Raw genomic sequence first — 23,612 nt, 5'->3', positions numbered from 1 at the left:
AGATGAATGCCGCCTTTTTGCCGAGCCGGGAAAATGTCAAGCGAGCCGATCGCCACGCGAAACGCCAAGGGGCGCAACGCAGTGAAACGATTAGTCGTTCTTCGTCTTGACGACTTTCTTGCCGCGATAGTAGCCGTTCGGGCTAACGTGGTGACGCAGATGCACTTCGCCCGTGCTCGGTTCCACGGCCAGCGGCGCTGCCGTCAGGAAATCGTGCGAACGGTGCATGCCGCGCTTCGACGGCGACTTCTTATTTTGTTGAACTGCCATGACTAACTCCTAAAAATTTTTCGAATTCTAACACAGCCCGACCCGGTGTCCGCCATTGACCGAATGGCCAATGCGCCCGCTTCGCGCTCCCATGCAACTGTTCAGTGCTTCTTGTCGCCCGGCTCACCGCGCTTGAGACTTTCGAGCGCCGCAAACGGATTAGGCCGTTCGGGCTCACCGCCCTCACCAGCTTCGTCCGGCGCAGCCTCGTCGCCCTCGCCTTCTGCTCCAGCCACACCAGAGACGAGGCTCTCGTGCACTTCGGGACACACCTCGTGCTTGGGCACGAGCGGCAAGGAAAGCAGCAACTCTTCTTCGATCAAGTCGATGAGATCGAACTGGCGCGAGCCCACGATCACTTCGACTTCATCCTCATCGAGCGGAAACTCTTCGGCTTCCGCCTCAGTGCTGACGATCCGGTAAGTTGCATCGACATTGAACGCCTGCAGATACGGTGTCATGCACCGCTGACATTCGAGCCATGCAGCACCGTGAATCGCCAGCCTCAGATAAGGCTGCGGACCCTCGGTGCCGTCGTCCTGCAATTCCGGCTGCGTCGCCCCTTCGGCTTGCCAGGTGAACGCGGTATCGCGGTCTGGCGCTTCAACCGGGACTTCGTTTAACATGCGCGGCAGTTGCGAGACGCGCACGACACCCGCGGCCTGACGCCCACTCCGCGCAAATTCGAACAGATCGATATCGTGCGGGTCGGACAGACCAGCAGGGTTGCCAGGATGTTGAGTCATGTGCGCTCCTGCGTCGGCAAGGATTTCGCCGGGGGTAAATCGGTTTGCAAAGCAGTCCGCGGAACTCATGCGCTGCCCGGCGTTGCTCAGTATGCCCAAGCGCGTTACCTAAGCAGCGGCCCGCCTGTGCAATAGCATACCGATGAAAAGCCCGAAATCATATCCGTTTTGTCTTTTCGAGTCAAACACTTAAGCCCGTACACGTGCGCTACCCGCACAACCCCGTACGACCCGCCTCTCTAGCCGTTGGTTGCACATGCCAGATTCCCTCAATCGCCCGCCACGCCTGATCCTGGCGTCGAGTTCACCCTATCGCCGCGAGCTGCTTGAGCGCCTGCGGATTCCGTTCGAAGTCGTCGTGCCGGCGATCGACGAAACGCCGCTCACCGGCGAAACGCCCGAAGTGACGGCCCTGCGCCTCGCCGAGGCAAAAGCCCGTGCGGTGGCAAACAACCTCGGCGCCGGTGAAGCCGCACTCGTCATCGGCTCGGATCAGGTCGCCACCTACGACGGCCTGCAGATCGGCAAGCCCGGCACGCACGACAAGGCACTCGCCCAACTGCAGGCAATGCGCGGCCGCGAAGTGCTGTTTCATAGTGCGCTGTGCCTGTTCGACAGCCGTTCGGGGGCGGCACAAGCCGTCGACGTCATCACTCGCGTGCAATTCCGCGACCTGCCGGACGCCGCGCTGGACGCCTATCTGCGTGCCGAAACGCCCTACGACGTGGCGGGCAGCGCCAAATCCGAGGGCCTCGGCATCGCCGTGCTCGAAGCAATTCACTCGGACGACCCGACCGCACTGGTCGGACTGCCGCTGATCGCACTGTCGCGCATGCTGCTCGCAGTGGGCTATCCACTCCTGGGGGCGCAATGAGCGGCACCTTATATCTGATCCCGAACACACTAGGCGAAGGCGATGCCGACGCGCTCGACGCCGTCCTGCCCGCGCCGGTGCGCGCCCGCGCGGCGTCGCTCAGCTATTACATCGGCGAAAACGCGAAAACCACTCGCGCCTTCCTGAAAAAAGTCGGCACCGAAAAGCCGATCCAGGAAATCGAGATTCGCGAACTGAACGTCAACACGCCGGCCGGCGAGATCGACAAACTGCTCGCGCCTTTGCTTGCGGGGACGGATGCGGGTCTCGTGTCCGAAGCCGGCTGTCCGGCGGTCGCCGATCCGGGCGCCCTGCTGGTGCGCCGTGCGCATGAGCGCGGCGTGAAGGTCGTGCCGTTTGTCGGACCGAGTTCGATTCTGCTGGCGTTGATGGCTTCCGGTCTGAATGGCCAGAGTTTTGCGTTCCACGGCTATCTGCCGGTCGACGCCACCGAACGGGCCAAGCGCTTGCGCGACCTGGAACAGCAGTCGCGCAAAGCCAAACAAACGCAGATCTTTATCGAGACGCCCTATCGGAATAAGCCACTGCTCGACACGTTGCTGGCGACGTGCGCGCCGTCCACGTTGGTCTGCGTCGCCGTCGATCTGACGCTGGAAACGGAAACCATCGCCAGCCGCACTGTGGCCGACTGGAAAAAGAAACCGGCTCTCGATCTCCACAAGCGGCCGGCAATTTTCCTGATCCTCGCCGTCTGACCGCTGCTGCGGCTCAAGCAGATCAGCTTGCCGATCGGTCGCGGTTTAACTAGCGGCAAAAACAAAAAAGCCCCGCGCGGTCGACACTCAACCGCACGGGGCTTTTTCCGCATTAGATCACCGCAAATTCATCTTCCCGCCAAGCGCCATCGCATGAACGGCGCCACTGCCGACTGCCGCACCGAACTTGCGCGCTACGCGGTCCGTAATGCTCTCCTTGACCGTGTAGTCGACGATATCCGGCGCCTTGAAAAGGTCGCGCGCGACGTAGTCCGCGTCGCCGAAACCATCTGCAAGCCCCAGTTCGACGCTCTTCTGCCCCGTCCAGAAAAGGCCCGAGAACATGTCCGGCGTTTCGTGCAGGCGCTTGCCGCGACCTTCACGCACGGCGTCGATGAACTGCGCGTGGATCTGATCGAGCATGTCCTGCGCATGTTCGTCCATCTTCGGGGTTTCCGGCGAGAACGGGTCGAAAAAGCCCTTGTTCTCACCCGAAGTGTGCAGGCGGCGCTGGATCCCCAGCTTATCCATCAAGCCCGTGAAGCCGAAGCTATCCATCAGCACGCCAATCGAACCAACGATGCTCGCCTTGTCCACGTAAATCTTGTCCGCCGCCGCGGCCGCGTAATAGCCACCCGACGCGCACATGTCGCCGACCACGACATACAACGGGATCGACGGATACTTGGCGCGTAGCCGGCGGATCTCGTTGTAGATAATGCCGGCCTGCACCGGGCTGCCGCCCGGGCTGTTACAGCGCAGGATCACGCCTGCCGTACCGGCGTCGCCGAACGCACTTTCAAGCGCAGTGTTGACATCTTCCGCGTTCGCGTTCGTATCAGCAGAGATTTCGCCGTCAAGCGTGATCATGGCCGTATGCCGGCCTGTGGCCGTCACCTTGTCGCCCGAGAATTCGAACGCGCCCCATACCGCCAGCAGCAGGACGATCAGGAACACAAATCGGAAGAAAATCTTCCAGCGGCGTGCCGCGCGCTGCTCGGTGATTGCCGCAAGCGCGATGCGCTCGAGCGCGGCGCGCTCCCACCCCGGCTCATCGGCAGGCGTGCGGGGACGGCCTGTCAGGGACGGTTCCTTCGGTTCGGGAGTCAAATTGTCGGACATGCGGTGCAGTGGAAAGGTCGAAGAGGAGAAAAATCAGGGCGTGGCCGGACGCAGTTCACCGTCCGGCAGCCAGAACACGGCACGGCCTTCAGGTGTGTCCCGCTCGTCAACCTGGACGGGACGCAACCGGCCGCCTCGGCACGGGCCGCCGACGCATTTGCCCGTATCTGGCGCGTAAATCGCGCCATGTGTGGCGCACATCAAGTATAAACCGGACGATTCGAAGAACTGCCCTTCGGCCCAGTCGAGTTCCATCGGCACGTGCGCGCAGCGATTCAAATAGCCGTATGCACGGCCATCATAGCGAACAAAAAATATCACGACGTCGCCACCGCCGAGCCTGGCCGCGCGCCGCACGCCGGCGCCGCCATCGACCAGTTCTTCGGACGCGCAAATGCGAACCGCTTCCGTCGCCGTCTCGGTCATACCCGTACTCACGCGTTCTCTCGCAGCCAGCCGGACAGGTCGGTCACGCTGGAGGCGACGAATTTCGGCGACAAAGCCGTCAACGAGCCGGCAGGATGCGCGCCGTATGTGACACCAATGCCCGCGACGCCCGCATTGATCGCCATTTGCAGATCGTGCGTCGTATCCCCCACCATCACCGTGCGCGCCGGATCCTGCCCCAGTTCACGCGTAAGCTCGTGCAGCATCGCGGGATGCGGCTTCGAGAAGGTTTCGTCCGCACAACGGGTGCCGTCGAACAGGCTCGTCAGACGCGACTGGTCGAGCGCGCGGTTCAGCCCGACGCGGCTCTTGCCGGTCGCCACCGCCAGCAGATAACCCTGATCGCGCAATTCCTGCAGCATCTCGCGCACGCCGACGAACAGCTCGGTGGTCTGGTCCTTCACTAAATAGTGGAAGCGATAGCGCTCCGCCAGACGCGGGTAGTCGGACGGAGCGAGCGTAGGCGCGGCGATTTGCAGCGCGTCGCGCAGGCCGAGGCCGATCACGTAGCTGGCGGCCTCATCGGCGGGAACCGGCAGACCGAGATCGCGGCATGCCGACTGGATGCTGCGCGTGATGTGCGCGGTCGAATCCATCAGCGTTCCGTCCCAGTCGAAGACGATCAGATCAAATTGCTCTCTAGCCATGCGGTGTCGTCTCCGGGTTTGACCCATTTCGTAATTCACGTAATTCATTGAGCTGCGCCACGAAACTGCGGCATTCGGCCGGCAGCGGCGCCTCGAACTGCACGGGCGCGCCGGTTGCCGGATGCGTCAGCTTAAGGCGGTATGCGTGCAGGAACATGCGTTTCAGGCTAGGCTTCGCATTGGCGCGGGCCAGCGCCTTGTTCAGCGCGAAGTCGCCGTATTTGGCATCGCCGACGATCGGCAGTTCCAGATGCTGCAAATGGACGCGAATCTGATGCGTGCGGCCGGTCTTCAGTTCCGCCTCGAGCAGCGCGTACTCCGGCCAGCGGTCAATCAGATTGAAAACCGTGTGCGACGCGAGGCCGTCGGCCTGGACGCGCACGCGCCTCTCGCCGTCCGCAGTCAAATACTTATGCAGCGGCTCCTTGACCGCGCGGCGGCGGCCCCAGTCACTCGCCCATTCGCCGTGGACGCACGCATAGTAGCGCTTATCCATCTTGTTCTCGCGAATCTGCTCGTGCAGATTGACGAGCGCGGAGCGCTTTTTGGCGAGCATCAGGATGCCGGACGTTTCACGGTCCAGCCGATGCACCAATTCGAGGAATTTCGCCTGGGGCCGGGCTTCGCGCATCTGTTCGATCACGCCGAACGCGACGCCGCTCCCACCGTGAACCGCCACACCGGCCGGTTTGTCGATCACGAGCATATGCTCGTCTTCAAAAATAATTTTAAAATCGGCGCTCGGCACCGGCGCCTGGGCGATCGCCTCGTTCGGTTGAGCGACGCGGATGGGCGGCACGCGCACCAGATCGCCCAGTTCGAGGCGGTACTGCGCGTCTATCCGACCCTTATTCACACGCACCTCGCCGCTACGCAGGATGCGGTAAATATGGCTTTTTGGCACGCCCTTACAGACGCGCAAAAGGAAGTTATCAATGCGCTGTCCGGCCGCACTGTCGTCGATCTCGATCATCGAGACCTGGTCGCTTGCGACCGATTTCTGGGATATTTTGCCTAACTCTTTCATTATGAATATAATTTGCCCAGCAGTCTGCGGCGGCCGGCGCAGTGTCCGGAATTCGGGCGGATTGCGCAGGCGCAAGCGATAAACCGTTATTTTACTTGCGCCGGGGTCTGGTTGCTCACCCTGAAAATGAGATGCAACATGTTGCACGCACGAAGTCAGTGCCCGGCAGGGACGGCGCCCACAGGCGCGTTCGGTCAAGGTCGGCTTCGACGGTAACGGAATTTTGGTAAAAAAGAATTTAACTTTCAGCTTCGGTATCGGGCGGTCTGACGCCTTGCTGTAGGAAGCTGCGAGTTGCGAAAATACGGCGTGCGCCCGAGGCGTCTTGTAGAAAATACAAGACATGGCGACGTCAAAATGAGGCGAGACACCCCCAGCGAGAAAAGACGCGCCGACTGCGCGAACTTCCCGCTGCGGCATGACCGCAGCCTCCGGCCCTCCGGTCACGCGCCCAGTTGGCGCACCGGCGCGAGTGGACGAAAGGCTTATGAAGGTCTGCTGGCAGAACCCGCGGCGTGTCGGGTCGTTATTTGAAGCCGTGTTCGCATGTGCCCTGCGGCACCGTGCCCATTTTTCAATGGGGCCGGGCCCTCTCAGGCAATTCTCCCGCCATTTTTCCCGCTCCAGCGTGCTTGTGAAAACACAATAAGGCGCGGCATGCCGCTGCCCTCGTGGCTCTCGCGACTGACAACCGCGCAGCTGAGGGCTAGCTAAGCCGCCTGGAGCCGTTCAATGAAACGAATGTTGTTCAACGCGACGCAGCAGGAAGAACTGCGCGTCGCCATCGTCGATGGGCAAAAACTCATCGATATCGACATCGAAACCGCCGGGCGCGAACAACGCAAAGGCAATATTTACAAGGGCATCATCACCCGCATCGAGCCGTCGCTCGAAGCCTGTTTCGTCAACTACGGCGAAGACCGCCACGGCTTTTTGCCGTTCAAGGAAGTCGCCCGCCAGTATTTCCGTGACGGCGTCGACATGCGCTCCGCGCGCATTCAGGACGCCCTCCGTGAAGGCCAGGAACTGATCGTTCAGGTCGAAAAGGAAGAACGCGGCAACAAGGGCGCGGCCCTCACCACCTTCATCTCGCTCGCCGGCCGGTATCTGGTTCTGATGCCGAACAACCCGCGCGGCGGTGGCGTATCGCGCCGGATCGAAGGCGACGACCGCCAGGAACTGCGCGAAACCATGGCGCAACTGCAATTGCCGGAAGGCATGAGCATCATCGCGCGCACGGCCGGGATTGGCCGCTCCGCCGAAGAACTGCAGTGGGACCTGAACTACCTGATGCAACTGTGGCGCGCCATCGAAGCTGCGTCGCAAAGCGGTTCGAGCGGCCAGCCGATGCTGATTTATCTCGAATCGAGCCTCGTTATTCGCGCGATTCGTGACTATTTCCAGCCGGATATCGGCGAAATCCTGATCGACACCACCGAAATCCATGACCAGGCTCGCGCCTTCATGGATATCGTGATGCCGGATAATGTCAGCAAGGTGAAGCGGTATCACGACGACGTGCCGCTTTTCTCGCGCTTCCAGATCGAACACCAGATCGAAACCGCGTACTCGCGCACGGTCCCACTGCCTTCGGGCGGCGCTATCGTGATCGACCACACGGAAGCGCTGGTCGCGATCGACGTGAACTCGGCACGCGCCACCAAGGGCGCCGACATCGAGGAAACGGCTGCACGCACCAACCTCGAAGCCGCCGACGAAGTGGCCCGCCAGTTGCGCCTGCGCGACCTGGGCGGCCTGATCGTGATCGACTTCATCGACATGGAATCGGCCAAGAGCCAGCGCGAAGTCGAGCAACGCCTGAAAGACGCGTTGAAGCACGACCGTGCACGCGTCCAGATGGGCAAGATCTCGCGCTTCGGCCTGATGGAACTGTCGCGTCAACGTCTGCGCCCGGCTCTGTCGGAAGGCAGCCATGTGACCTGCCCGCGCTGTAACGGCACGGGCCACATCCGCGATACCGAATCGTCCGCGCTGCAAGTGCTGCGGATCATTCAAGAAGAAGCGATGAAGGAAAACACCGCGGCGATCCATTGCCAGGTGCCGGTCGAAGTGACCGCCTTCCTGTTGAACGAAAAGCGCGCCGAAATCAACAAGATCGAATCGCGTTTCAAGGTCAACGTCGTTCTGATCCCGAACAAGCATCTCGACACGCCGCATTACAAGCTCGAGCGCCTGCGTCACGACGATGCACGCCTCGACGAGCCGCGCGCTTCGTGGAAGATGGCCGAAGAAGCAGCCCGCGAACTGGAATCGGAAACCGGTTACAGCAAGCGCGCCGAGGAAGTGAAGCCGAAGCAGGAAGCCGCGGTCAAGGGCATTACGCCCGAGAAGCCGGCCCCGAGCGCGCCGGTCCGTCCGGCGGTAACTCCGGCACCGGTGGCCGTCACTCCGGCCGGCGGCGGCTTTATCGGCTGGTTGAAGAATCTGTTCGGCATGCAGCCGGCCGCGCCAGCGCCTGTCGCACCGGCTACGACCGAAAAGCAGACGCGTCCGCAACGCGGCGAACGCACGGAGCGCGGTGAGCGCACCGGCGAACGCGGCGGCGATCGCAACCGCAACCGCCGTAGCGGCGCAGGCGGCCGCGATGCAGCAGGCCGTGGCGAAGGCACGACCGGCGGCCGTCAGGCTCAGGGGCCGCAGCCGTCGCAGCGTCGCGAGGAACGCGAACCGCGTGAAGCACGCGAAGGTCGTGAGCCGCGTGAAGCACGTGAATCGCGCGAGCCGCGTGCTAATCGTGAGCAGCGTGAACCGCGTGAGGCCCGTGAAGGCCGCGAACCGCGCGAGGCTCGTGAGCCGCGTGAAGGTCGCGAGGGCCGCGAAAACCGTGACCGCGACAATCGCGGCACCGATCGTGCGGAAACCGTCGAGGGCGCACCGCGCGCCGAACGTGGCGAGCGTCAGGAACGCGGTGAACGCCGTGAGCGTGGCGAGCGCGCTGAACGTGGCGAACGCCGCAAGCAGCAGCCGGAAGCCGCAGATGCATTGACGCAGAACGACACGCAAACGGCTGAAGAACTGGCGCAAAACCAGACCGCCTTGGGCGAAAACGGTATGCCGGTCGATCAGGAAGCGGTGGCGCGTGAAGGTGAAGAGCGTCGTCGTCGCCGTCGCGGCCGTCGTGGTGGTCGTCGTGAGCGTGAAGAAGACGTGAACGGCAACCTGGCTGCGGACGTTGCGGAAGGTGAAGGCGACAACACCAATGTGACCGATGACGCACCGGTGCGCACCGCGCATCAAGCGGTCGAGCACAAGGCTGAAGTCAACGAAGCGACTGCTGTCAAGCCGGTGGAAGTGGTTGTCGCTGCTGTCGCGACGGAAACCGTTGTCGTCAGCGAATTGCACGCTGTAACCGAAACGCCGGCTCCGGCCGTCGAGCAGGCTGCGAAGGCGGAAACGGTTGTGCCGGTCGCAGAAGCGCCGGTGGTGCCGGTTGCGTTCGAGCAGGCAGTGGAAGCGCCGGTGGCGCAAGCCGTTGCCGCGCCGGTCGAAGCCGCGCAAGTTGCGCCGGCCGTCAGCGAGACGGTTTCGTTCGCCGAACCGGTCGCTCGCTTTGAAGCTCAGGTTGAAGCCCCGGTTGAAGCTCGGGTCGAAACGCCGGCAGTTGCTCCGGTAGTTGAGGCGCAAGCCGCACCGGCTCCAGTGGAAACCGTCGCTCCGGCAGCAGTGGTCGAAGCACCGGCCGCCCAGCCGGCACGGCAAGCCGATATCTTCGAAGCACAACCGGTCGTTGCAGCGGTCGTTGAACCGGCAGCAGTCGAGACGGCGCCCGTTGCCATTGCTGTGCCGCAAGCGCCGCAAGCGCCGCAAGCGCCACGTTATACCGGTGTGTCGGCTGAAGCCCTGAAGCCGGCGCTGGAACAAGCCGGTCTCGTCTGGGTGAACACCGACGCCGACAAGCTGCGGGCCGCGCAGGAAGCTGCTGCGCAAGCGGCCAAGCCGGTTCGCGTGGGTCGCGAGCGTAAGGCATTGCCGCCGGTCGAAACTGCGCCGATGCAAATGGTGGAAACCGGTAAGCATCCGCAGTAAGCGAACCGCCACCATGCAAAAAGCCCGCCCTCACCGGCGGGCTTTTTGTTTTATGGGCGCCGCGCACCCGTCCGCTTGCGGGCTTTATTCCACTCCCCGTATACCCGGACGGCGTCTGGAGGCCGGCAGCCGCTGGATGCATTTCCGCTAGAATGAAGATCTAGGTTCCAATCGCAGCAGCACTTGAGCAGCCCGAAACGAAGCATCAAGCGAAGCAATTCATGTCCCGACGCATCATCCCTGTTGCCGATCTCAGTGCGGTGCCGGTCATTACCGGCCCCGTGCAGGCGCCTAGCGGCGCGCTGCACGACACGCTGGCGCGCCCGCTGCGCGATCTGCGCATCTCGGTGACGGACCGCTGCAATTTCCGCTGCGTCTACTGCATGCCGCGCGCGGTGTTCGACAAGGATTACGCGTTCTTGCCGCATAGCGCATTACTCAGCTTCGAAGAAATCGAACGGCTGGCGCGGCTCTTCGTCGCACATGGCGTCGAGAAAATCCGTCTTACGGGTGGCGAGCCGCTCCTGCGCAAAAATCTGGAATTCCTGATCGAACGGCTCGCGCAACTCGCCACGCCGGAAGGCCGCCCACTCGATCTGACGCTGACCACCAACGGCTCGCTGCTGGAGCGCAAGGCGCGCAGCCTGAAAGACGCCGGCCTGACCCGCGTGACGGTGAGTCTCGACGCGCTCGACGACACCCTGTTTCGCCGCATGAACGACGCCGACTTCGCGGTCGCCGACGTGCTGGACGGGATCGCCGCGGCGCAAGCGGTGGGGCTCGCGCCGGTGAAAGTCAACATGGTCGTCAAACGTGGCACCAACGACGGCGAAATCGTGCCAATGGCGCGTCATTTTAAGGACTCGGGCACGGTACTGCGCTTTATCGAGTACATGGACGTGGGCACGTCGAACGGCTGGAACATGACCGAGGTGCTGCCTTCCGCCGACGTCGTGACGCGCATCGCCGAGCATTTCCCGCTCATGCCGCTCGAAGCGCACAGTGCGGCAGAAACCGCCCAGCGCTGGGGTTACGTGGATGGCGGTGGCGAAATCGGCGTGATTTCGAGTGTGACACGCGCGTTTTGCGGGAGTTGTACGCGAGCGCGTCTGTCGACCGAGGGCAAGCTGTATCTGTGCCTGTTCGCCTCGTCCGGTCACGATCTGCGCGCGTTGCTTCGCAGCGGCGCGAGCGACGCCGATATCGCCACCGCCGTCGCCGAAATCTGGCAAGGCCGCAGCGACCGTTATTCGCAATTGCGCGGCAGCAATGCAGCCGCACCCCGCGCGCAGGACGCCCGCCGCGTGGAAATGTCGTACATCGGCGGCTAAGCGGCCGCGCCCATGAACCCGGCTCGCGAACACATCACCGGTCTGGTCCTGGCGGGCGGACGCGGCATGCGTATGGGCGGCGTCGATAAGGGACTGCAAACGCTGCACGGCGAGCCGCTCGCCGCTCACGTGCTGAAGCGACTCGCACCGCAAACCGGCGCCCTCCTGATCAGCGCCAATCGTCACCCTGAGGCCTACACGGCGCTGGGCGCGCCGTTCGGCGCCAGGGTGCTTGCCGATACCCTACCCGGCTTTCCTGGACCGTTGGCGGGCCTGCTCGCCGGGCTGCGCGCGGCCGGCACCGCGTACGTACTAAGCGCACCCTGCGACACGCCTGGACTGCCCGCCGAACTCGCCGCCCGCCTCACGCAAGCACTCGACTCGAATCAGGCCGACATCGCCACCGTCACGACCACCGACGCCGAAGGCCACGTCTCGCTCCATCCCGTGTTCGCGTTGCTGCGCACGAGCCTCGCCGACGACCTGGCGGCCTTTCTCGAAGCCGGCGAGCGTAAGGTTCGCGCGTGGTACGCGCGCCACAAGACGGTCGAAGTCGCCTTTACCGACGAGCGCGCGTTTTACAATATCAATTCGTTACAAGAACTCGCCGACCTCGAGCGTTGTTGAGGCCCCGGTTGAAATCCCGCTCCGGCCGCACGGCAACAGCCGCTTCCGCCGCCGATCGCGACGTCCAGCCCTTCATGACCACGCTTAACGAATTTTCCCGCTGCGTCGCGCAGTACGATCCTCATGCGCTACCTGTTTCGGCCGCCCAGGCGATCGTCCGTCAGTGGGCCACGCCCGTCACGGCGGTCGAACGCGTGCCCTTGCGCGATGCGCTCGGCCGCGTGCTGGCCGCCGATATCGTCTCGCCGATCGACGTCCCGTCGCACGACAATTCGGCCATGGACGGCTACGCGTTCAACGGCGCGGCATTGGCAACCAGTGAATCCACGATCGATTTGACGATCGTCGGCAAAGCGCTGGCCGGTCATCCGTTCCCGGGCCTCGTGGACACGACGCAATGCGTACGCGTCATGACGGGCGCCTCTATGCCGGCTGACTGCGACACCGTCGTGCCGCAGGAGCTTGTCGAGCGCAGCGCCGATTCCATCTCGATCCGTTTTGCGGCCAACGCCTTGCGGGGCGGCGCCAATCGGCGCCTCGCCGGCGAAGACCTCGCCCGCGGCCATGCCGCGCTACGCGCCGGCCGCATCATACGCGCGTCGGACCTCGGGTTGCTGGCTTCGCTCGGCATTGGCGAAGTCAACGTGCGGCGGCGCTTGCGCGTCGCGTTTTTCTCAACCGGCGACGAATTGCGCTCGCTCGGCGAGCCGCTCGACGCGGGTTCGGTGTACGACAGCAACCGCTACACGCTGTTTGCGATGCTTCGGCGCCTGAACATGGATACGCTCGATCTGGGCGTGGTGCGCGACGAACCCGCGGCGCTCGAGGCCGCATTGCGCAGCGCCGCAGCCAGCGCCGACGTGGTGTTGACGTCGGGCGGCGTCTCGGTGGGCGAGGCGGATTTCACCAAACAATTGCCCCAGACGTTCGGCGACGTCGCCTTCTGGAGTCTCGCGATGCGTCCGGGCCGGCCGCTCGCTTTTGGCCGCGTCTGGTCCGGCGAACATCCGGGTCTCGGGCTACCCGCGTTATTCTTCGGCTTGCCGGGCAACCCCGTGGCCGTGATGGTGACGTTCTACCAGATCGTGCGCGAAGCGTTGCTACTGATGTCCGGCGCGACGCCGCAGGCGCTGCCGGTTTTGCGCGCCGCCAGCCGCCAGGCCATCCGCAAGCGCGCCGGCCGCACCGAATACCAGCGCGGCGTCGCCGAGCAGGATGCGCAGGGCCAATGGCGTGTCACGCCGACCGGCTCGCAAAGCTCCGGCGTCTTGAGTTCTATGAGCGAAGCAAATTGTTTCATCGTTCTCGGGCACGATGAAGCCGATATTGGCGAGGGCGAGCACGTCGATATCATGTTGTTCGACGGCCTGATCTGACGCCTGACTGCACGCTTTCACGGCGGCGTTTTACGGCCGCGCCGGCAGCCTCATTTTCAGCCGCATTTGCAGCTTTACCCATTACCACTACGACACACGGGTTTGACTTACATGAAAAAACAGATCTCGTTCATTGCACCGGGACAGACGGCCAAAGCGCTTATCCTCGTGTACCTGACATTCTCGGTGCCGATCGTGCTGCTCGGCGTGCTGGTGGCGTTCATCCGCTATGGCTCGGTCGAACTGAGCACCGTGTTCAGCGCGCTGCTGCTGAACGCGATTCTCGGCTTCATCCTGCTGTGGATTGCGTGCCACGCCTACAACTGGGTGGCCTCGCGCTTTGGCGGCATCGAAATCCAGTTGACCGACGCGCCGGAAGAAGCGTAATGCCCGCGACGATCCGCACCGCGACACCCGCGGATACGAGCGCTATCTTCGCGCTGACGTACGAGCTGGCCGAATTCGAAAGCCTCACGCACGTATTTGTCGCGACCGAAGACGGATTGCGCGACGCCCTGTTCGGCGCGCGGCCCTCGATCGAAGCGCTCGTCGCGGAAAACGAAGGACGCATCGTCGGCTATGCGCTGTTCTTCCACAATTACTCGAGCTTCGCCGGCAAGCGCGGGCTGTATCTCGAAGATGTCTACGTGCAACCGAGTCAACGCGGCAGTGGTCTAGGCGCCGCGATGCTGGCTAGGCTGGCGGCACTGGCAGTAGAGCGACAGTGCGGACGCTTTGAATGGACCGTGCTCGACTGGAACAAGCAGGCCATTAGCTTCTACGAAAAATTGGGCGCGACAGTGATGCCGGATTGGCGCGTCGTGCGTCTGACGGGCGACGCGCTGGAACAGTTGGCCGCAGCAGCCGCCTCCTGAGTTTGAGTTTGGGCCAACCGTCAGACTCTACTGTTCGTCGGGATCCACGCCCGTCAGCGCATCGCCGAGCAACCCGCTCGCCTCTTCCCCCGGCAACGCCTCGACGTCACGCAGCTTACGGTTCATGACGCGGGTGCGCGTTTCCGCGGCTTCGATCGAACGCGTAACGGTTTCAAGCTGCGCCTTGGTCCTGGCCAGCACGTCACCGAATTTTCCGAACTCTGTTTTCACCGCGCCGAGCACTTGCCACACTTCGCTCGACCGCTTCTCGATCGCTAGCGTTCGGAAACCCATTTGCAGACTATTGAGCAAAGCGGTCAGCGTGGTCGGGCCGGCAATCGTCACGCGATAGTCGCGCTGCAGCAGGTCCGTCAGGCCCGGCCGACGCAGGACTTCTGCGTACAGGCCTTCGGTCGGCAGAAATAGCAGCGCGAAATCGGTGGTGTGCGGCGGCGACACGTACTTTTCTGCGATCGTGCGCGCCTCGGCGCGAATCCGCGCTTCAAGCGCGCGCGACGCCTCCTCCACCGCAACCGGATCGGCACGTTCCTGAGCCTCGATCAGCCGCTCGTAGTCTTCGCGCGGGAACTTGGCGTCGATCGGCAGCCAGACCGGCGTAGCTGGACCACCCACCTCCGCGCGGCCCGGCAGTTTGATTGCGAACTCGACGCGATCGGCGCTCTTCGGTACCGTCGCGACGTTCTTTGCGTATTGATCCGCCGTGAGCAGTTGTTCGAGCAATGCTTCGAGCTGCACTTCTCCCCACGTGCCACGCGTTTTGACGTTAGTGAGCACTTTCTTCAGATCGCCGACACCCGCAGCCAGCGTCTGCATTTCACCGAGACCGCGATGCACCTGTTCCAGCCGGTCCGACACCAGCTTGAACGATTCGCCCAGGCGTTGTTCGAGCGTGGCGTGCAATTTTTCGTCGACGGTGCGGCGCATCTCGTCGAGCTTGGTCGAGTTGTTGGCCTCGATGTCTTTCAGCCGCTGCTCGATCGTCGCACGCACTTCGGCGAAGCGGCGATCGTTCGCCTCGGTGAGTTGACCCAGTTGCAGGGTCAGCGTGTCGCCGAACTGCTTGAGCGTGCGCCCTTGCTCATCGCGTGCCTGCTGGGCCTGCTGCTGCAGGCTGTGGCGCACTGCGTCGAGTTGCTGCGCGAAGCCATCGATCTTGCCGCCCTGCACCGTCGTCATACTGCTGAATTGCGATGCCAGCGTTTGCTGAAAGTGTGCGAATCCGCTGCTCTGCTCGGTACGCGAGACGCGCGCCGTTTCGGTGATGTCATTGCGCAGTTGCCGCTCGAGCCGCTCATAAGCATGCGACTGCGCATCCGCCGCTGTGTCGATACGTTCGCTGAGATTCTCGAATTGCTCGCTTCCGTCAGCGCGACTAAGGCCGCGCATCAGCAATGCCAACGCGATGACCAAGGCGACCGCCAGCACGGCAACGGCCGCCACCAGAATCATTGTCATGAACGCGCCCTGCCGATGACCTCGGGGTTGATCGGATTCGGTGGCCGGCCGGCGCGCGGGCCTTCACCCAGCGCTGCGATCAGATTGTCCGCGGCGAGGTTTGCCATGGCGCGGCGCGTTGCCTCGGTCGCGCTGGCGATGTGCGGCGTCAGTACGACATTCGGCACGGTCAGCAGATCCGGATTCAGATTCGGCTCGCCTTCGTAGACATCGAGACCGGCGGCGGCGATCTGCTTCGTACGCAGTGCTTCGACCAGCGCCGCATCGTCAACGATGCCGCCGCGTGCGATGTTGGTAAGCGTTGCGGTCGGCTTCATCTGCGCGAGTTCGGCAGCGCCGATCGTATGGTGGTTTTCCTTCGTGTACGGCAAGACGAGCACCACGTGATCGGCGCGCTGCAGCAGGTCCTGTTTGGACGCGTATTCCGCGTTCAACTCCGCCTCGATCTCCGGCGCGACTCGCGAACGGTTGTGATAGATCACCTGCATGTTGAAACCCTTCGCGCGACGCGCCAGCGCCTGCCCAATCCGGCCCATGCCGATCACGCCGAGTGTCGAACCGTAAAGGTCGGTGCCGAGAAAACCGTCATAGGCCCACTTCTGCCATTTGCCGGCGCGCAGCCAGTGCTCCGATTCGGCAATGCGGCGCGCCGCGGCCATCATCAGCGCCCAGCCGAAATCGGCGGTCGATTCGTTCAGCACGTCCGGCGTGTTGGTGCCGAGTACGTTCGCCGCGTTGAACGCAGCCATGTCGAAGTTGTTGTAGCCCACTGCCATGTTCGACACCACGCGCAGACGCGGCGCCGCTGCGAGCGCCGCCGCGCCGACCGGATCGCCCGCGGTCAGCGCGCCGTCTTTATCCGCGAGACGTCGCGTCAACTCGTCTGCGGGCAACACATCGCCCTGGTGCCAGTCGACATCGAAATACTGTTTGAGCCGTTCGATCACATCGGGAAAGATCGGACGGGCGACGAGGATCTTCTGCATTGCAATTCTCCGGATAGCGCGTCGAGTCCAACGACCTCGGCGTCAGGATAAGCGTGAAATCAGGCGTCAAAAAAACAGCCAGCCGGTGACGAGAAACAGCGGCATGAGCACCACAACCGACCAGCCGAGATACGAAAAAAAGCTCGGCATGCGAATGCCGCGCGACTCCGCGATCGCTTTCACCATGAAGTTCGGTGCATTGCCGATATACGTGTTGGCGCCCATGAACACCGCGCCGGCCGAGATCGCCGCGAGCGTCGTGGCACCGGTGGTCATCAATGTCTGCGCGTCGCCGCCGGCCAGGTTGAAGAACACCAGGTAGGTCGGCGCATTGTCGAGAAACGACGATAGCAGGCCAGTCGCCCAAAAGTACATCAGGTCGTGGGGCTGACCGGACGGGTTGACCAGATGGACGATGCCGGCGAACGCGCCCGCCTCACCGGCACGCAGGATCGTGATGACCGGCGCGATCGTCACGAAGATGCCGGCAAACAGTTTGGCGACCTCTTCGATCGGTGCCCAGTTGAAGTCATTACCCGCGCGTGCCGCGCGCGGCGTCAGTGCCAGCGAGAGCAAGGTGACGCCGATCAGCGCGACATCGCGCACGGCATTTTGCAACGCGACGTGCGTACCGAAAACGTCGAACACGATGTCTGACTTCCAGAACCCACTCATCAGAACCAGCGCAATCACGGCAGCGAGAAGCACGAAGTTGATCCTGCCGTCGACGCCTAGCGGCGGCGAATCCGGCGTCGGGTCGAGAAAGCGCGAACGCTCTTCTTCACGCCGATGAAAATAGTACGAATCCAATGCATAGAACGCGGCCAGCAGCACGACGCAGACAAACAGCATCGGCAACGCCAGATGCGTGGTGGTCCAGAAGAAACTGACGCCTTGCAGGAAGCCGAGAAAGAGCGGCGGGTCGCCGAGCGGCGACAACGAGCCGCCCGCGTTCGCGACCAGAAAGATGAAGAACACCACCACATGAACGACGTGCTTGCGATTGTCGTTAGCGCGCAGCAATGGGCGGATCAGCAGCATCGCCGCACCGGTCGTGCCCATGATGCTGGCCAATAGTGTGCCGAGCGCGAGAATCGCGGTATTCAGACGCGGCGTGCCATGCAGATTGCCGCGCACGCAGATGCCTCCCGCGACCGTATAAAGCGCCGTCAGTAACACGATGAACGGAATGTATTCTTCGAGCACCGCGTGCACCAGCGTTCCGAATGCGGCGCCCGTGCCGAAAGCAAGCGCAAACGGTACCAGGAAGAGCAACGCCCACGCTGCCGCGATCTTGCCGAAATGGTGATGCCAGAATGCCGGCGCGACCAACGGAAACACCGCGATAGACAACAGCACGCCCGCAAAGGGCAAGCCCCACAATGCCGACAAGCTCGCGCCGTCGATCGTAGCCGCCGATGCCAGTTGAGGCCACCCTGCCAGCGTCAATGCAGCGGCGAGCACCATGCTCGCCCCTACGGCATGTCGTTTCATATTCTTGAAGTCCTTGTAACTGCGGGCAGCCGTGCGCGCCGCAAGGAGACAGCGACGCGTGCCGCGCTCAGGCGCCACGTACGACGATCACATGCACCCGATACGGCCCATGTGCGCCAAGCACGATAGTCTGTTCGATATCGCCGGTGCGCGATGGCCCGGAGACAAAATTGACGGCGCGCGGAAGTTCACCGCGTTCGCTACGGATCAGCCCGAACGCCTCTTCATGTCCCGAGACGATGCGCGAAGCCGGCACGATTGCAATATGCGTTTCCGGCAACAGACCTGCCGATGCGTAGGTTTCCGGTCCGGACAACAGAACGAGCGTGCCCGTCTCGGCGGTCGCACAGAAGCAGCCAGTGAGCCCGACCACGTCGCCGTCTTCAGGTTTGCGGAATTCGACGTTGAGGCCGGCTTCGGCCCATTGCAGATCTTGCAGGGTTTGCCATGCGATAGCCTGCAGCGGCAAAGCGTGTTCAGTGAGGTAGCGATGCGCGGCGGAAGGCACGTCGCCCAGCGATTCGACGGTATCGACGGTGGTCGCCATTCTCTGCGCTTCTTCGATGAAGCGCGTGGTCAGATCGGCCGGCATCTCCGGACGCGGACCCTCGGGATGGCGCGCCAGATAATCCGCAGCCGCCTCGCGCTCGGGAGCGGACGGTTCAGGCTCACGCCCCTGCGCTGCGCGGATGCGCGCCAGGATGTTGCGGCGGGCAATCGATGTGTCCATATGCGAAATCCTCGTGTCGACAGCCGTGCGATATGGCGGGAATTATACCGGCCACCCTGGGCGCGAACACCCTGGCCGAACGGCCTGGGGCAACGTATCGACCACGCGGCGAACACGATCTCAGCAAGATATCGACACAAGACAGCGGCGCATAAGTCGCACACGCGCCGCGCAGACGCCACGTTACTTCGCAGCGTCTTCCTCGGGCTGCGCAATGCCGAACACCTGACGCAGATACGCGAGATAGGCCTTGTCTTCGCACATGTTCTTGCCCGGCGAATCCGACAGCTTCGCCACCGGCTGACCGTTGCAGCGAACCATTTTGATGACGATCTGCAAGGGGTTGTAGCCCAGGTCGTTTGTCAGATTGGTTCCTACGCCGAATGCCAGCTTGCAGCGGCCGCGGAAACGCTCGTACAGTTGCAGCACTTTGGGAATGTCGAGCGCGTCGGAGAACACGAGGATCTTGGTGCGCGGGTCGCAGCGGTTCGCCTCGTAGTGCTTGAGCAGGCGCTCGCCCCAGTCGAACGGGTCGCCGGAATCGTGGCGCGCACCGTCGAACAGCTTGCAGAAGTACATGTCGAAGTCGCGCAGGAACGCCTCCATGCCGTACACATCCGACAGGGCGATACCCAGGTCGCCGCGATACTCCTTCGCCCACATCTCGAAGCCGAAGATCTGCGAATCGCGCAACCGCGGACCGAGCGCCTGACACGCCTGCAGGTATTCATGCGCCATCGTGCCGAGCGGCGTGAGGCTGTGCTTCATCGCGTAGAAGACGTTGCTGGTGCCGGCGAATTGTTCGCCGAGGCCGTCTTTCAGCGTGAGGATCACTTCTTCGTGCCATTGCTTCGAGAAGCGGCGGCGCGTGCCGTAGTCGGCGATCTTGCAGTCGGCGAATTCCGGGCGCGCGCCGAGCAGCTTGATCTTCTCGACGAGACGGCCGCGCCCTTCGCTGTAGTCAGGTTTCTGCTGGGTGTTGCGGAAGTAGACTTCGTTGACGATCGCAAGCATCGGGATCTCGAACAGGATCGTGTGCAGCCACGGCCCCTTGATCTCGATGTCGATTTCACCATTGCCCTTCGGCGAGGGCGAAATCGAAATGTATTTCTCGTTCAAATGGAACAGCGCGAGAAACTCGATGAAGTCGCCCTTGATGAAGCGCATGCGCCGCAGGTAGTCGAGTTCGTCGTCGGTGAAGCGCAGATCGCAGAGCTTGCGCACTTCGTCGCGAATCTCGCCGATATACGGCACGAGGTCGACATTCGGCGTGCGGCAGCGAAACCGGTACTCGACGTTCGCCGCGGGAAAGTGATGCAACACCACTTGCATCATCGTGAACTTGTACAGATCGGTGTCGAGCAGCGAAGTAATAATCATGATGGTGCGAACTGGACTGCAGGAAAAACGGAAGGCTTGGCTCGACCAACCGCGTCAACCCATGCGCGTGCGGCGCGCCCCGTGCGCGCCAACCTGACGCATGTTACCCGAATGCATCCGGATTCAGCACGCCGGCGGGCGGCGCTCGCCGGACGCCATAAACTAATCACAAAAACGTATAAAAGCCGTTGCCCGATGCTGCATGCGGCTCTTGACGTTACGTTACAATAGCGCTTTTGGCGTTTCGCCTCCCCTGATTCCGCATGCAGGAGCTGCCTGAATGACTCACGTTGTGACCGAAAGCTGCATCAAGTGCCGCTATACCGACTGCGTCGATGTGTGCCCGGTGGACTGCTTTCGCGAAGGTCCCAACTTCCTCGCGATCGACCCCGACGAATGCATCGACTGCGCCGTGTGCGTGGCCGAATGCCCGGTGAACGCCATTTATGCCGAAGAAGACGTGCCGGGCGACCAGCAGCACTTCACCGAGCTGAATGCCGATCTCGCGAAGAACTGGCCGAGCATCACCAAGACCAAAGCGCCGCTGCCGGAAGCCGACGAATTCAAGGACGTGAAGGAAAAGCTGGCCCTGCTCGTACGCTGAGCGGCGCGGCCTGCACCCCGCTGTTGCATTCGGACCAAATCGAGATGAATGCAGGGTATTGACAGGCGCCTAGTCACCTCCTACAATTTCGCTTCTCTGCTGTTTGTTGTTCTGTTCCTCGATAGCTCAGTCGGTAGAGCGCCGGACTGTTAATCCGTAGGTCCCTGGTTCGAGCCCAGGTCGAGGAGCCAAGAATTGCAAAAGCCCGTTAACCAATACGGGCTTTTTTATGTAGATCAAGTTGTACTGCTGTTCCTCGATAGCTCAGTCGGTAGAGCGCCGGACTGTTAATCCGTAGGTCCCTGGTTCGAGCCCAGGTCGAGGAGCCAAAATTTTGAAAGGCCCGCATTCGTGCGGGCCTTTTTGTTTTGGTCTGGCCTATTTGAATGCCGGATCCGGTGGCTTGAATCGGGGGGCGACGGTCCGTTCCGGCCGGAAGATTGCGCATGCCCCAGAGCATTTGCACTGACCCTCTGGCGGACACGCCGTTATACGATGGCGCTTTATCGACGCCGATCTCTCGCGCCCAACCCAAGCACTCATTCCCGGCCCTCCCATGAATCCCACCGTGTTGCGCATCGCACTTGCAGTCACTACCGCCCTGCTCCTGTCCTCGGTCCACAGCGAAGAAGTCGGCAGCGTCAATACCAACTTCCGCATTACCGGTTCCGATCGCGTGGTCGTCGAGGCCTATGACGATCCGCTCGTCCAGGGCGTGACCTGCTACGTGTCGCGGGCGCGCACGGGTGGCGTCAAGGGGACACTGGGCATCGCCGAAGATCCGACCGAGGCGTCGATCGCTTGTCGGCAAGTGGGCGCGATTCATTTCACCGGCCCCGTGAAGCAGCAATCCGATGTGTTCTCGGTCAGCATGTCGCTGATCTTCAAATCGCTGCATGTGGTGCGGGTGGTCGACGCGAAGCGCAACACGCTGGTGTACATGACTTACAGCGACCGCATCGTCAGCGGCAGTGCGAAGAACAGCGTGAGCGCCGTGCCGATGCCGGCCGGCACGACAATTCCGGTCAAGTAACCGCCGCCCCGCGGCAAAGCTCACAGCGCAAAGACATACACGCGTGAGTCACCGCAAAGGCCACGGCGCGCTACACTGACTGGTCATGCCGGATCGCCGGTACTACCGGACCGCAGGATCGCCAGACTTTCACCATGACCGCCCATCGTTTCCAGGATTCCGCCCGCTACTGGCGTACGCCGCTTTTGCCCGGCGCGGATCTGCTCACAGCGGAATATCACGATCACGAGTTCTCGCCGCATTGGCACGATGCGTACACGATTCCGGTGATCGTCGCCGGCGCCGAGGGCTATCGGTATCTCGGCTCGGACTATGTCGCCGAAGCGGGCAGCGTGCCGATCATCAATCCGGGAGAACTGCACACGGGCTCCAAGGCTGTCGAGGCAGGCTGGCGCTATCGCGTGATGTATGCGCCGGTGGATTTCATTCACGAGCTTGCCAACGACGTTGCCGGCAAGCCGCAAGCATTGCCGTGGTTCGCGCCGGGCGTCATCCGCGATCCCGATCTGGCGCAGCGGCTGGCGCGCGCGCACTGTCTGCTGGAGGCCGGCGACGATCCGCTCGCCGCCGAGGCCGCGATGCTTGACGCGCTGTCCACCTTGCTGGTCCGCTACTCGCAAACGCAGCCGGAAGCGTGGCGCCTCGCCGCCGACGACGCCCGCGTCGCGACGATGCAGGAGCGCCTGACCGGCGACCTCGCCGAAGCTGTCACGCTGGCCGAGGTCGCGCAGGCAGCGGGACTCTCGCCCTTCCACGCCGCGCGCCTTTTCACGCAGACCACCGGATTGCCGCCGCACGCGTGGCGCAATCAGGTGCGCTTGCAGCGCGCGCTCGCGCCATTGCGAGCGGGCGTTTCGGTGACCGATGTCGCCGCGGCAAGCGGTTTCACGGATCAAAGCCATTTCACGCGCCATTTCAGGCGCATGTTCGGCGTGCCGCCGGGGCGCTGGCAAGGCAGTTGACGCACGCTTCGCCCCCATCCACCGCAAGAACGTACAAGCCCCCGCCCAGCCTTGCCCGCTATCCTTTGCGCATCAAGGAGGCAAGATTGACCCATTCCAACCCAGGCCAGCCCTCAAGCACAGGCCACTTAAAAGAATTCACCGCCGGCGCGCGCGACATCATCCCGATGATGGTCGGCGCGGCGCCCTTCGGCGTGATCTTCGGCACCCTGGTCGCGTCCGGCCCGCTGCATCTGTGGCATGGACAACTGATGTCGCTCGTCGTGTTCGCCGGTTCCGCGCAATTCATCGCATTGGGCCTGATCGCCGGCCACGCGAGTTTTGCGGTGATCTGGGCGACCACGCTCGTCGTCAACCTGCGTCACGTGCTGTATAGCGCGACGCTCGCGCCGCACGTCGCGCACCTGCCCTCGCGCTGGCGCTGGGCGCTCGGCGCGCTGCTCACCGACGAAGTCTTCGCGGTCGCGTGGGAACATTACCGGCATCGGGAGCCCGGCACGGTCGGCCCGCACTACTTCTTTGGCGCGGGTCTGGCCATGTACCAGAACTGGCAGATCTGGACCGTCGCCGGCCTGCTGTTCGGCGCGGCCTTTCCGGGCCTGCAGTCGCTCGGGCTCGATTTCGCGATGGTCGCCACTTTCATCGCGATCGTCGTGCCGCAGCTCGTCGCGCTGCGCTATATCGCTGCGGCCGCGACCGCGGGCACGCTGGCTTTCTTCTGGCAGGCGTGGCCGTACAAGCTCGGCCTGCTCGGCGCCGTGTTCGCGGGTGTGGCAATCGGTGTCTTGCTGTCGGCGCCGCGATTTGGGCGAGGCGCGCGGGGAAATCGCGAATCCTCGCGA

22 protein-coding genes, 2 tRNA genes and 1 pseudogene are annotated in these 23,612 nt (G+C 62.9%); 14 read left to right on the top strand and 11 right to left on the bottom strand.

Annotated features, from left to right (window positions below; all coding sequences use genetic code 11):
* Positions 1 to 90 precede the first annotated feature (90 nt).
* Both rpmF and FSO04_RS16215 read right to left on the bottom strand, forming a co-directional pair.
* Complete coding sequence (gene rpmF, locus FSO04_RS16220) at positions 91 to 270, bottom strand: 50S ribosomal protein L32 (RefSeq protein ID WP_006051932.1); 180 nt, start codon at positions 268 to 270, stop codon at positions 91 to 93.
* Positions 271 to 371: 101 nt separating this feature from the next.
* On the bottom strand, positions 372 to 1,016 hold the full coding sequence (locus FSO04_RS16215; RefSeq protein ID WP_154560644.1) for a DUF177 domain-containing protein: 645 nt from the start codon (positions 1,014 to 1,016) through the stop codon (positions 372 to 374).
* Positions 1,017 to 1,272: 256 nt separating this feature from the next.
* Between FSO04_RS16215 and FSO04_RS16210 the strand changes: the two genes are divergently transcribed.
* Both FSO04_RS16210 and FSO04_RS16205 read left to right on the top strand, forming a co-directional pair.
* Positions 1,273 to 1,890, top strand: coding sequence for a Maf-like protein (locus FSO04_RS16210; protein WP_154560643.1), 618 nt, complete (start codon positions 1,273 to 1,275; stop codon positions 1,888 to 1,890).
* Positions 1,887 to 2,606, top strand: coding sequence for an SAM-dependent methyltransferase (locus tag FSO04_RS16205; RefSeq protein WP_154560642.1), 720 nt, complete (start codon positions 1,887 to 1,889; stop codon positions 2,604 to 2,606). The genes FSO04_RS16210 and FSO04_RS16205 overlap by 4 nt, the downstream gene beginning before the upstream one ends.
* A gap of 117 nt (positions 2,607 to 2,723) precedes the next feature.
* Here FSO04_RS16205 and FSO04_RS16200 read toward each other — a convergent pair whose 3' ends face one another.
* From FSO04_RS16200 to FSO04_RS16185, 4 genes are read right to left on the bottom strand one after another with little or no spacing between them, the layout of a single operon-like run.
* On the bottom strand, positions 2,724 to 3,728 hold the full coding sequence (locus tag FSO04_RS16200; RefSeq protein WP_154560641.1) for a S49 family peptidase: 1,005 nt from the start codon (positions 3,726 to 3,728) through the stop codon (positions 2,724 to 2,726).
* A gap of 33 nt (positions 3,729 to 3,761) precedes the next feature.
* Complete coding sequence (locus FSO04_RS16195; protein ID WP_154560670.1) at positions 3,762 to 4,154, bottom strand: Rieske (2Fe-2S) protein; 393 nt, start codon at positions 4,152 to 4,154, stop codon at positions 3,762 to 3,764.
* A gap of 8 nt (positions 4,155 to 4,162) precedes the next feature.
* The gene (locus FSO04_RS16190) at positions 4,163 to 4,822 is read right to left on the bottom strand and encodes an HAD-IIIA family hydrolase (protein ID WP_154560640.1); all 660 of its coding nucleotides are present in this window, start codon (positions 4,820 to 4,822) and stop codon (positions 4,163 to 4,165) included.
* Positions 4,815 to 5,849, bottom strand: coding sequence for an RluA family pseudouridine synthase (locus FSO04_RS16185; RefSeq protein WP_154560669.1), 1,035 nt, complete (start codon positions 5,847 to 5,849; stop codon positions 4,815 to 4,817). The genes FSO04_RS16190 and FSO04_RS16185 overlap by 8 nt, the downstream gene beginning before the upstream one ends.
* Positions 5,850 to 6,581: 732 nt before the next feature.
* Between FSO04_RS16185 and FSO04_RS16180 the strand changes: the two genes are divergently transcribed.
* The 6 genes from FSO04_RS16180 (at position 6,582) to FSO04_RS16155 (ending at position 14,105) form a co-directional block, all read left to right on the top strand.
* Entirely contained in the window at positions 6,582 to 9,896 is a 3,315-nt protein-coding gene (locus FSO04_RS16180) for an Rne/Rng family ribonuclease (protein WP_154560639.1), read from the top strand.
* A gap of 221 nt (positions 9,897 to 10,117) precedes the next feature.
* The gene (gene moaA / locus FSO04_RS16175) at positions 10,118 to 11,227 is read left to right on the top strand and encodes a GTP 3',8-cyclase MoaA (protein ID WP_154560638.1); all 1,110 of its coding nucleotides are present in this window, start codon (positions 10,118 to 10,120) and stop codon (positions 11,225 to 11,227) included.
* A gap of 12 nt (positions 11,228 to 11,239) precedes the next feature.
* Positions 11,240 to 11,854, top strand: a complete 615-nt coding sequence (gene mobA, locus FSO04_RS16170) for a molybdenum cofactor guanylyltransferase MobA (protein WP_154560637.1) — start codon at positions 11,240 to 11,242, stop codon at positions 11,852 to 11,854.
* A gap of 74 nt (positions 11,855 to 11,928) precedes the next feature.
* On the top strand, positions 11,929 to 13,230 hold the full coding sequence (gene moeA / locus FSO04_RS16165) for a molybdopterin molybdotransferase MoeA (protein ID WP_154560668.1): 1,302 nt from the start codon (positions 11,929 to 11,931) through the stop codon (positions 13,228 to 13,230).
* Positions 13,231 to 13,341: 111 nt separating this feature from the next.
* Positions 13,342 to 13,617 (top strand): hypothetical protein, encoded by a 276-nt coding sequence (locus tag FSO04_RS16160; RefSeq protein ID WP_054036190.1) that lies wholly within the window; start codon positions 13,342 to 13,344, stop codon positions 13,615 to 13,617.
* Entirely contained in the window at positions 13,617 to 14,105 is a 489-nt protein-coding gene (locus tag FSO04_RS16155) for a GNAT family N-acetyltransferase (protein WP_154560636.1), read from the top strand. The genes FSO04_RS16160 and FSO04_RS16155 overlap by 1 nt, the downstream gene beginning before the upstream one ends.
* A gap of 27 nt (positions 14,106 to 14,132) precedes the next feature.
* Here FSO04_RS16155 and FSO04_RS16150 read toward each other — a convergent pair whose 3' ends face one another.
* The 5 genes from FSO04_RS16150 to pncB form a co-directional block, all read right to left on the bottom strand.
* A complete protein-coding gene (locus FSO04_RS16150; RefSeq protein WP_154560635.1) occupies positions 14,133 to 15,581 on the bottom strand; it encodes a DNA recombination protein RmuC in 1,449 nt (482 codons plus the stop codon).
* The gene (locus FSO04_RS16145; RefSeq protein ID WP_154560634.1) at positions 15,578 to 16,567 is read right to left on the bottom strand and encodes a 2-hydroxyacid dehydrogenase; all 990 of its coding nucleotides are present in this window, start codon (positions 16,565 to 16,567) and stop codon (positions 15,578 to 15,580) included. Before FSO04_RS16145 ends, FSO04_RS16150 begins: the two co-directional genes overlap by 4 nt.
* 66 nt (positions 16,568 to 16,633) lie before the next feature.
* On the bottom strand, positions 16,634 to 18,061 hold the full coding sequence (locus tag FSO04_RS16140) for a sodium:proton antiporter (RefSeq protein WP_154560633.1): 1,428 nt from the start codon (positions 18,059 to 18,061) through the stop codon (positions 16,634 to 16,636).
* Positions 18,062 to 18,128: 67 nt separating this feature from the next.
* A complete protein-coding gene (locus FSO04_RS16135; RefSeq protein ID WP_154560632.1) occupies positions 18,129 to 18,791 on the bottom strand; it encodes a LutC/YkgG family protein in 663 nt (220 codons plus the stop codon).
* Positions 18,792 to 18,974: 183 nt separating this feature from the next.
* Positions 18,975 to 20,171, bottom strand: a complete 1,197-nt coding sequence (gene pncB / locus FSO04_RS16130) for a nicotinate phosphoribosyltransferase (protein WP_154560631.1) — start codon at positions 20,169 to 20,171, stop codon at positions 18,975 to 18,977.
* A 280-nt stretch (positions 20,172 to 20,451) separates the two neighbouring features.
* On the opposite strand from pncB, the gene fdxA reads away from it, so the two are divergent.
* The 6 genes and pseudogenes from fdxA to FSO04_RS16100 form a co-directional block, all read left to right on the top strand.
* Positions 20,452 to 20,775, top strand: a complete 324-nt coding sequence (fdxA, locus tag FSO04_RS16125; protein WP_054036179.1) for a ferredoxin FdxA — start codon at positions 20,452 to 20,454, stop codon at positions 20,773 to 20,775.
* A gap of 115 nt (positions 20,776 to 20,890) precedes the next feature.
* A tRNA-Asn gene (locus FSO04_RS16120) sits at positions 20,891 to 20,966 on the top strand.
* A 62-nt stretch (positions 20,967 to 21,028) separates the two neighbouring features.
* Positions 21,029 to 21,104: transfer RNA gene (locus FSO04_RS16115), tRNA-Asn, on the top strand.
* Positions 21,105 to 21,331: 227 nt separating this feature from the next.
* Positions 21,332 to 21,808, top strand: coding sequence for a CreA family protein (locus FSO04_RS16110; protein WP_154560630.1), 477 nt, complete (start codon positions 21,332 to 21,334; stop codon positions 21,806 to 21,808).
* 134 nt (positions 21,809 to 21,942) lie between these two features.
* Positions 21,943 to 22,770: a helix-turn-helix transcriptional regulator gene (locus FSO04_RS16105; protein WP_154560629.1), complete on the top strand. Its 828-nt coding sequence runs from the start codon at positions 21,943 to 21,945 to the stop codon at positions 22,768 to 22,770.
* Between the two features lie 86 nt (positions 22,771 to 22,856).
* Positions 22,857 to 23,612 (top strand): annotated as a pseudogene (locus FSO04_RS16100) (AzlC family ABC transporter permease); the annotation flags it as partial.

This window comes from Paraburkholderia madseniana (assembly GCF_009690905.1).
GTDB classification, from domain to species: Bacteria; Pseudomonadota; Gammaproteobacteria; order Burkholderiales; family Burkholderiaceae; genus Paraburkholderia; species Paraburkholderia madseniana.
Note: the sequence above shows the minus strand (reverse complement) of the source record. Positions and strands in the feature narration are given on the sequence as shown.

Coding starts and splice junctions, on each gene's coding strand:
- rpmF (WP_006051932.1), bottom strand. CDS start 270: ATGGCAGTTCAACAAAATAAGAAGTCGCCGTCGAAGCGCGGCATGCAC.
- FSO04_RS16215 (WP_154560644.1), bottom strand. CDS start 1,016: ATGACTCAACATCCTGGCAACCCTGCTGGTCTGTCCGACCCGCACGAT.
- FSO04_RS16210 (WP_154560643.1), top strand. CDS start 1,273: ATGCCAGATTCCCTCAATCGCCCGCCACGCCTGATCCTGGCGTCGAGT.
- FSO04_RS16205 (WP_154560642.1), top strand. CDS start 1,887: ATGAGCGGCACCTTATATCTGATCCCGAACACACTAGGCGAAGGCGAT.
- FSO04_RS16200 (WP_154560641.1), bottom strand. CDS start 3,728: ATGTCCGACAATTTGACTCCCGAACCGAAGGAACCGTCCCTGACAGGC.
- FSO04_RS16195 (WP_154560670.1), bottom strand. CDS start 4,154: ATGACCGAGACGGCGACGGAAGCGGTTCGCATTTGCGCGTCCGAAGAA.
- FSO04_RS16190 (WP_154560640.1), bottom strand. CDS start 4,822: ATGGCTAGAGAGCAATTTGATCTGATCGTCTTCGACTGGGACGGAACG.
- FSO04_RS16185 (WP_154560669.1), bottom strand. CDS start 5,849: ATGAAAGAGTTAGGCAAAATATCCCAGAAATCGGTCGCAAGCGACCAG.
- FSO04_RS16180 (WP_154560639.1), top strand. CDS start 6,582: ATGAAACGAATGTTGTTCAACGCGACGCAGCAGGAAGAACTGCGCGTC.
- moaA (WP_154560638.1), top strand. CDS start 10,118: ATGTCCCGACGCATCATCCCTGTTGCCGATCTCAGTGCGGTGCCGGTC.
- mobA (WP_154560637.1), top strand. CDS start 11,240: ATGAACCCGGCTCGCGAACACATCACCGGTCTGGTCCTGGCGGGCGGA.
- moeA (WP_154560668.1), top strand. CDS start 11,929: ATGACCACGCTTAACGAATTTTCCCGCTGCGTCGCGCAGTACGATCCT.
- FSO04_RS16160 (WP_054036190.1), top strand. CDS start 13,342: ATGAAAAAACAGATCTCGTTCATTGCACCGGGACAGACGGCCAAAGCG.
- FSO04_RS16155 (WP_154560636.1), top strand. CDS start 13,617: ATGCCCGCGACGATCCGCACCGCGACACCCGCGGATACGAGCGCTATC.
- FSO04_RS16150 (WP_154560635.1), bottom strand. CDS start 15,581: ATGACAATGATTCTGGTGGCGGCCGTTGCCGTGCTGGCGGTCGCCTTG.
- FSO04_RS16145 (WP_154560634.1), bottom strand. CDS start 16,567: ATGCAGAAGATCCTCGTCGCCCGTCCGATCTTTCCCGATGTGATCGAA.
- FSO04_RS16140 (WP_154560633.1), bottom strand. CDS start 18,061: ATGAAACGACATGCCGTAGGGGCGAGCATGGTGCTCGCCGCTGCATTG.
- FSO04_RS16135 (WP_154560632.1), bottom strand. CDS start 18,791: ATGGACACATCGATTGCCCGCCGCAACATCCTGGCGCGCATCCGCGCA.
- pncB (WP_154560631.1), bottom strand. CDS start 20,171: ATGATTATTACTTCGCTGCTCGACACCGATCTGTACAAGTTCACGATG.
- fdxA (WP_054036179.1), top strand. CDS start 20,452: ATGACTCACGTTGTGACCGAAAGCTGCATCAAGTGCCGCTATACCGAC.
- FSO04_RS16110 (WP_154560630.1), top strand. CDS start 21,332: ATGAATCCCACCGTGTTGCGCATCGCACTTGCAGTCACTACCGCCCTG.
- FSO04_RS16105 (WP_154560629.1), top strand. CDS start 21,943: ATGACCGCCCATCGTTTCCAGGATTCCGCCCGCTACTGGCGTACGCCG.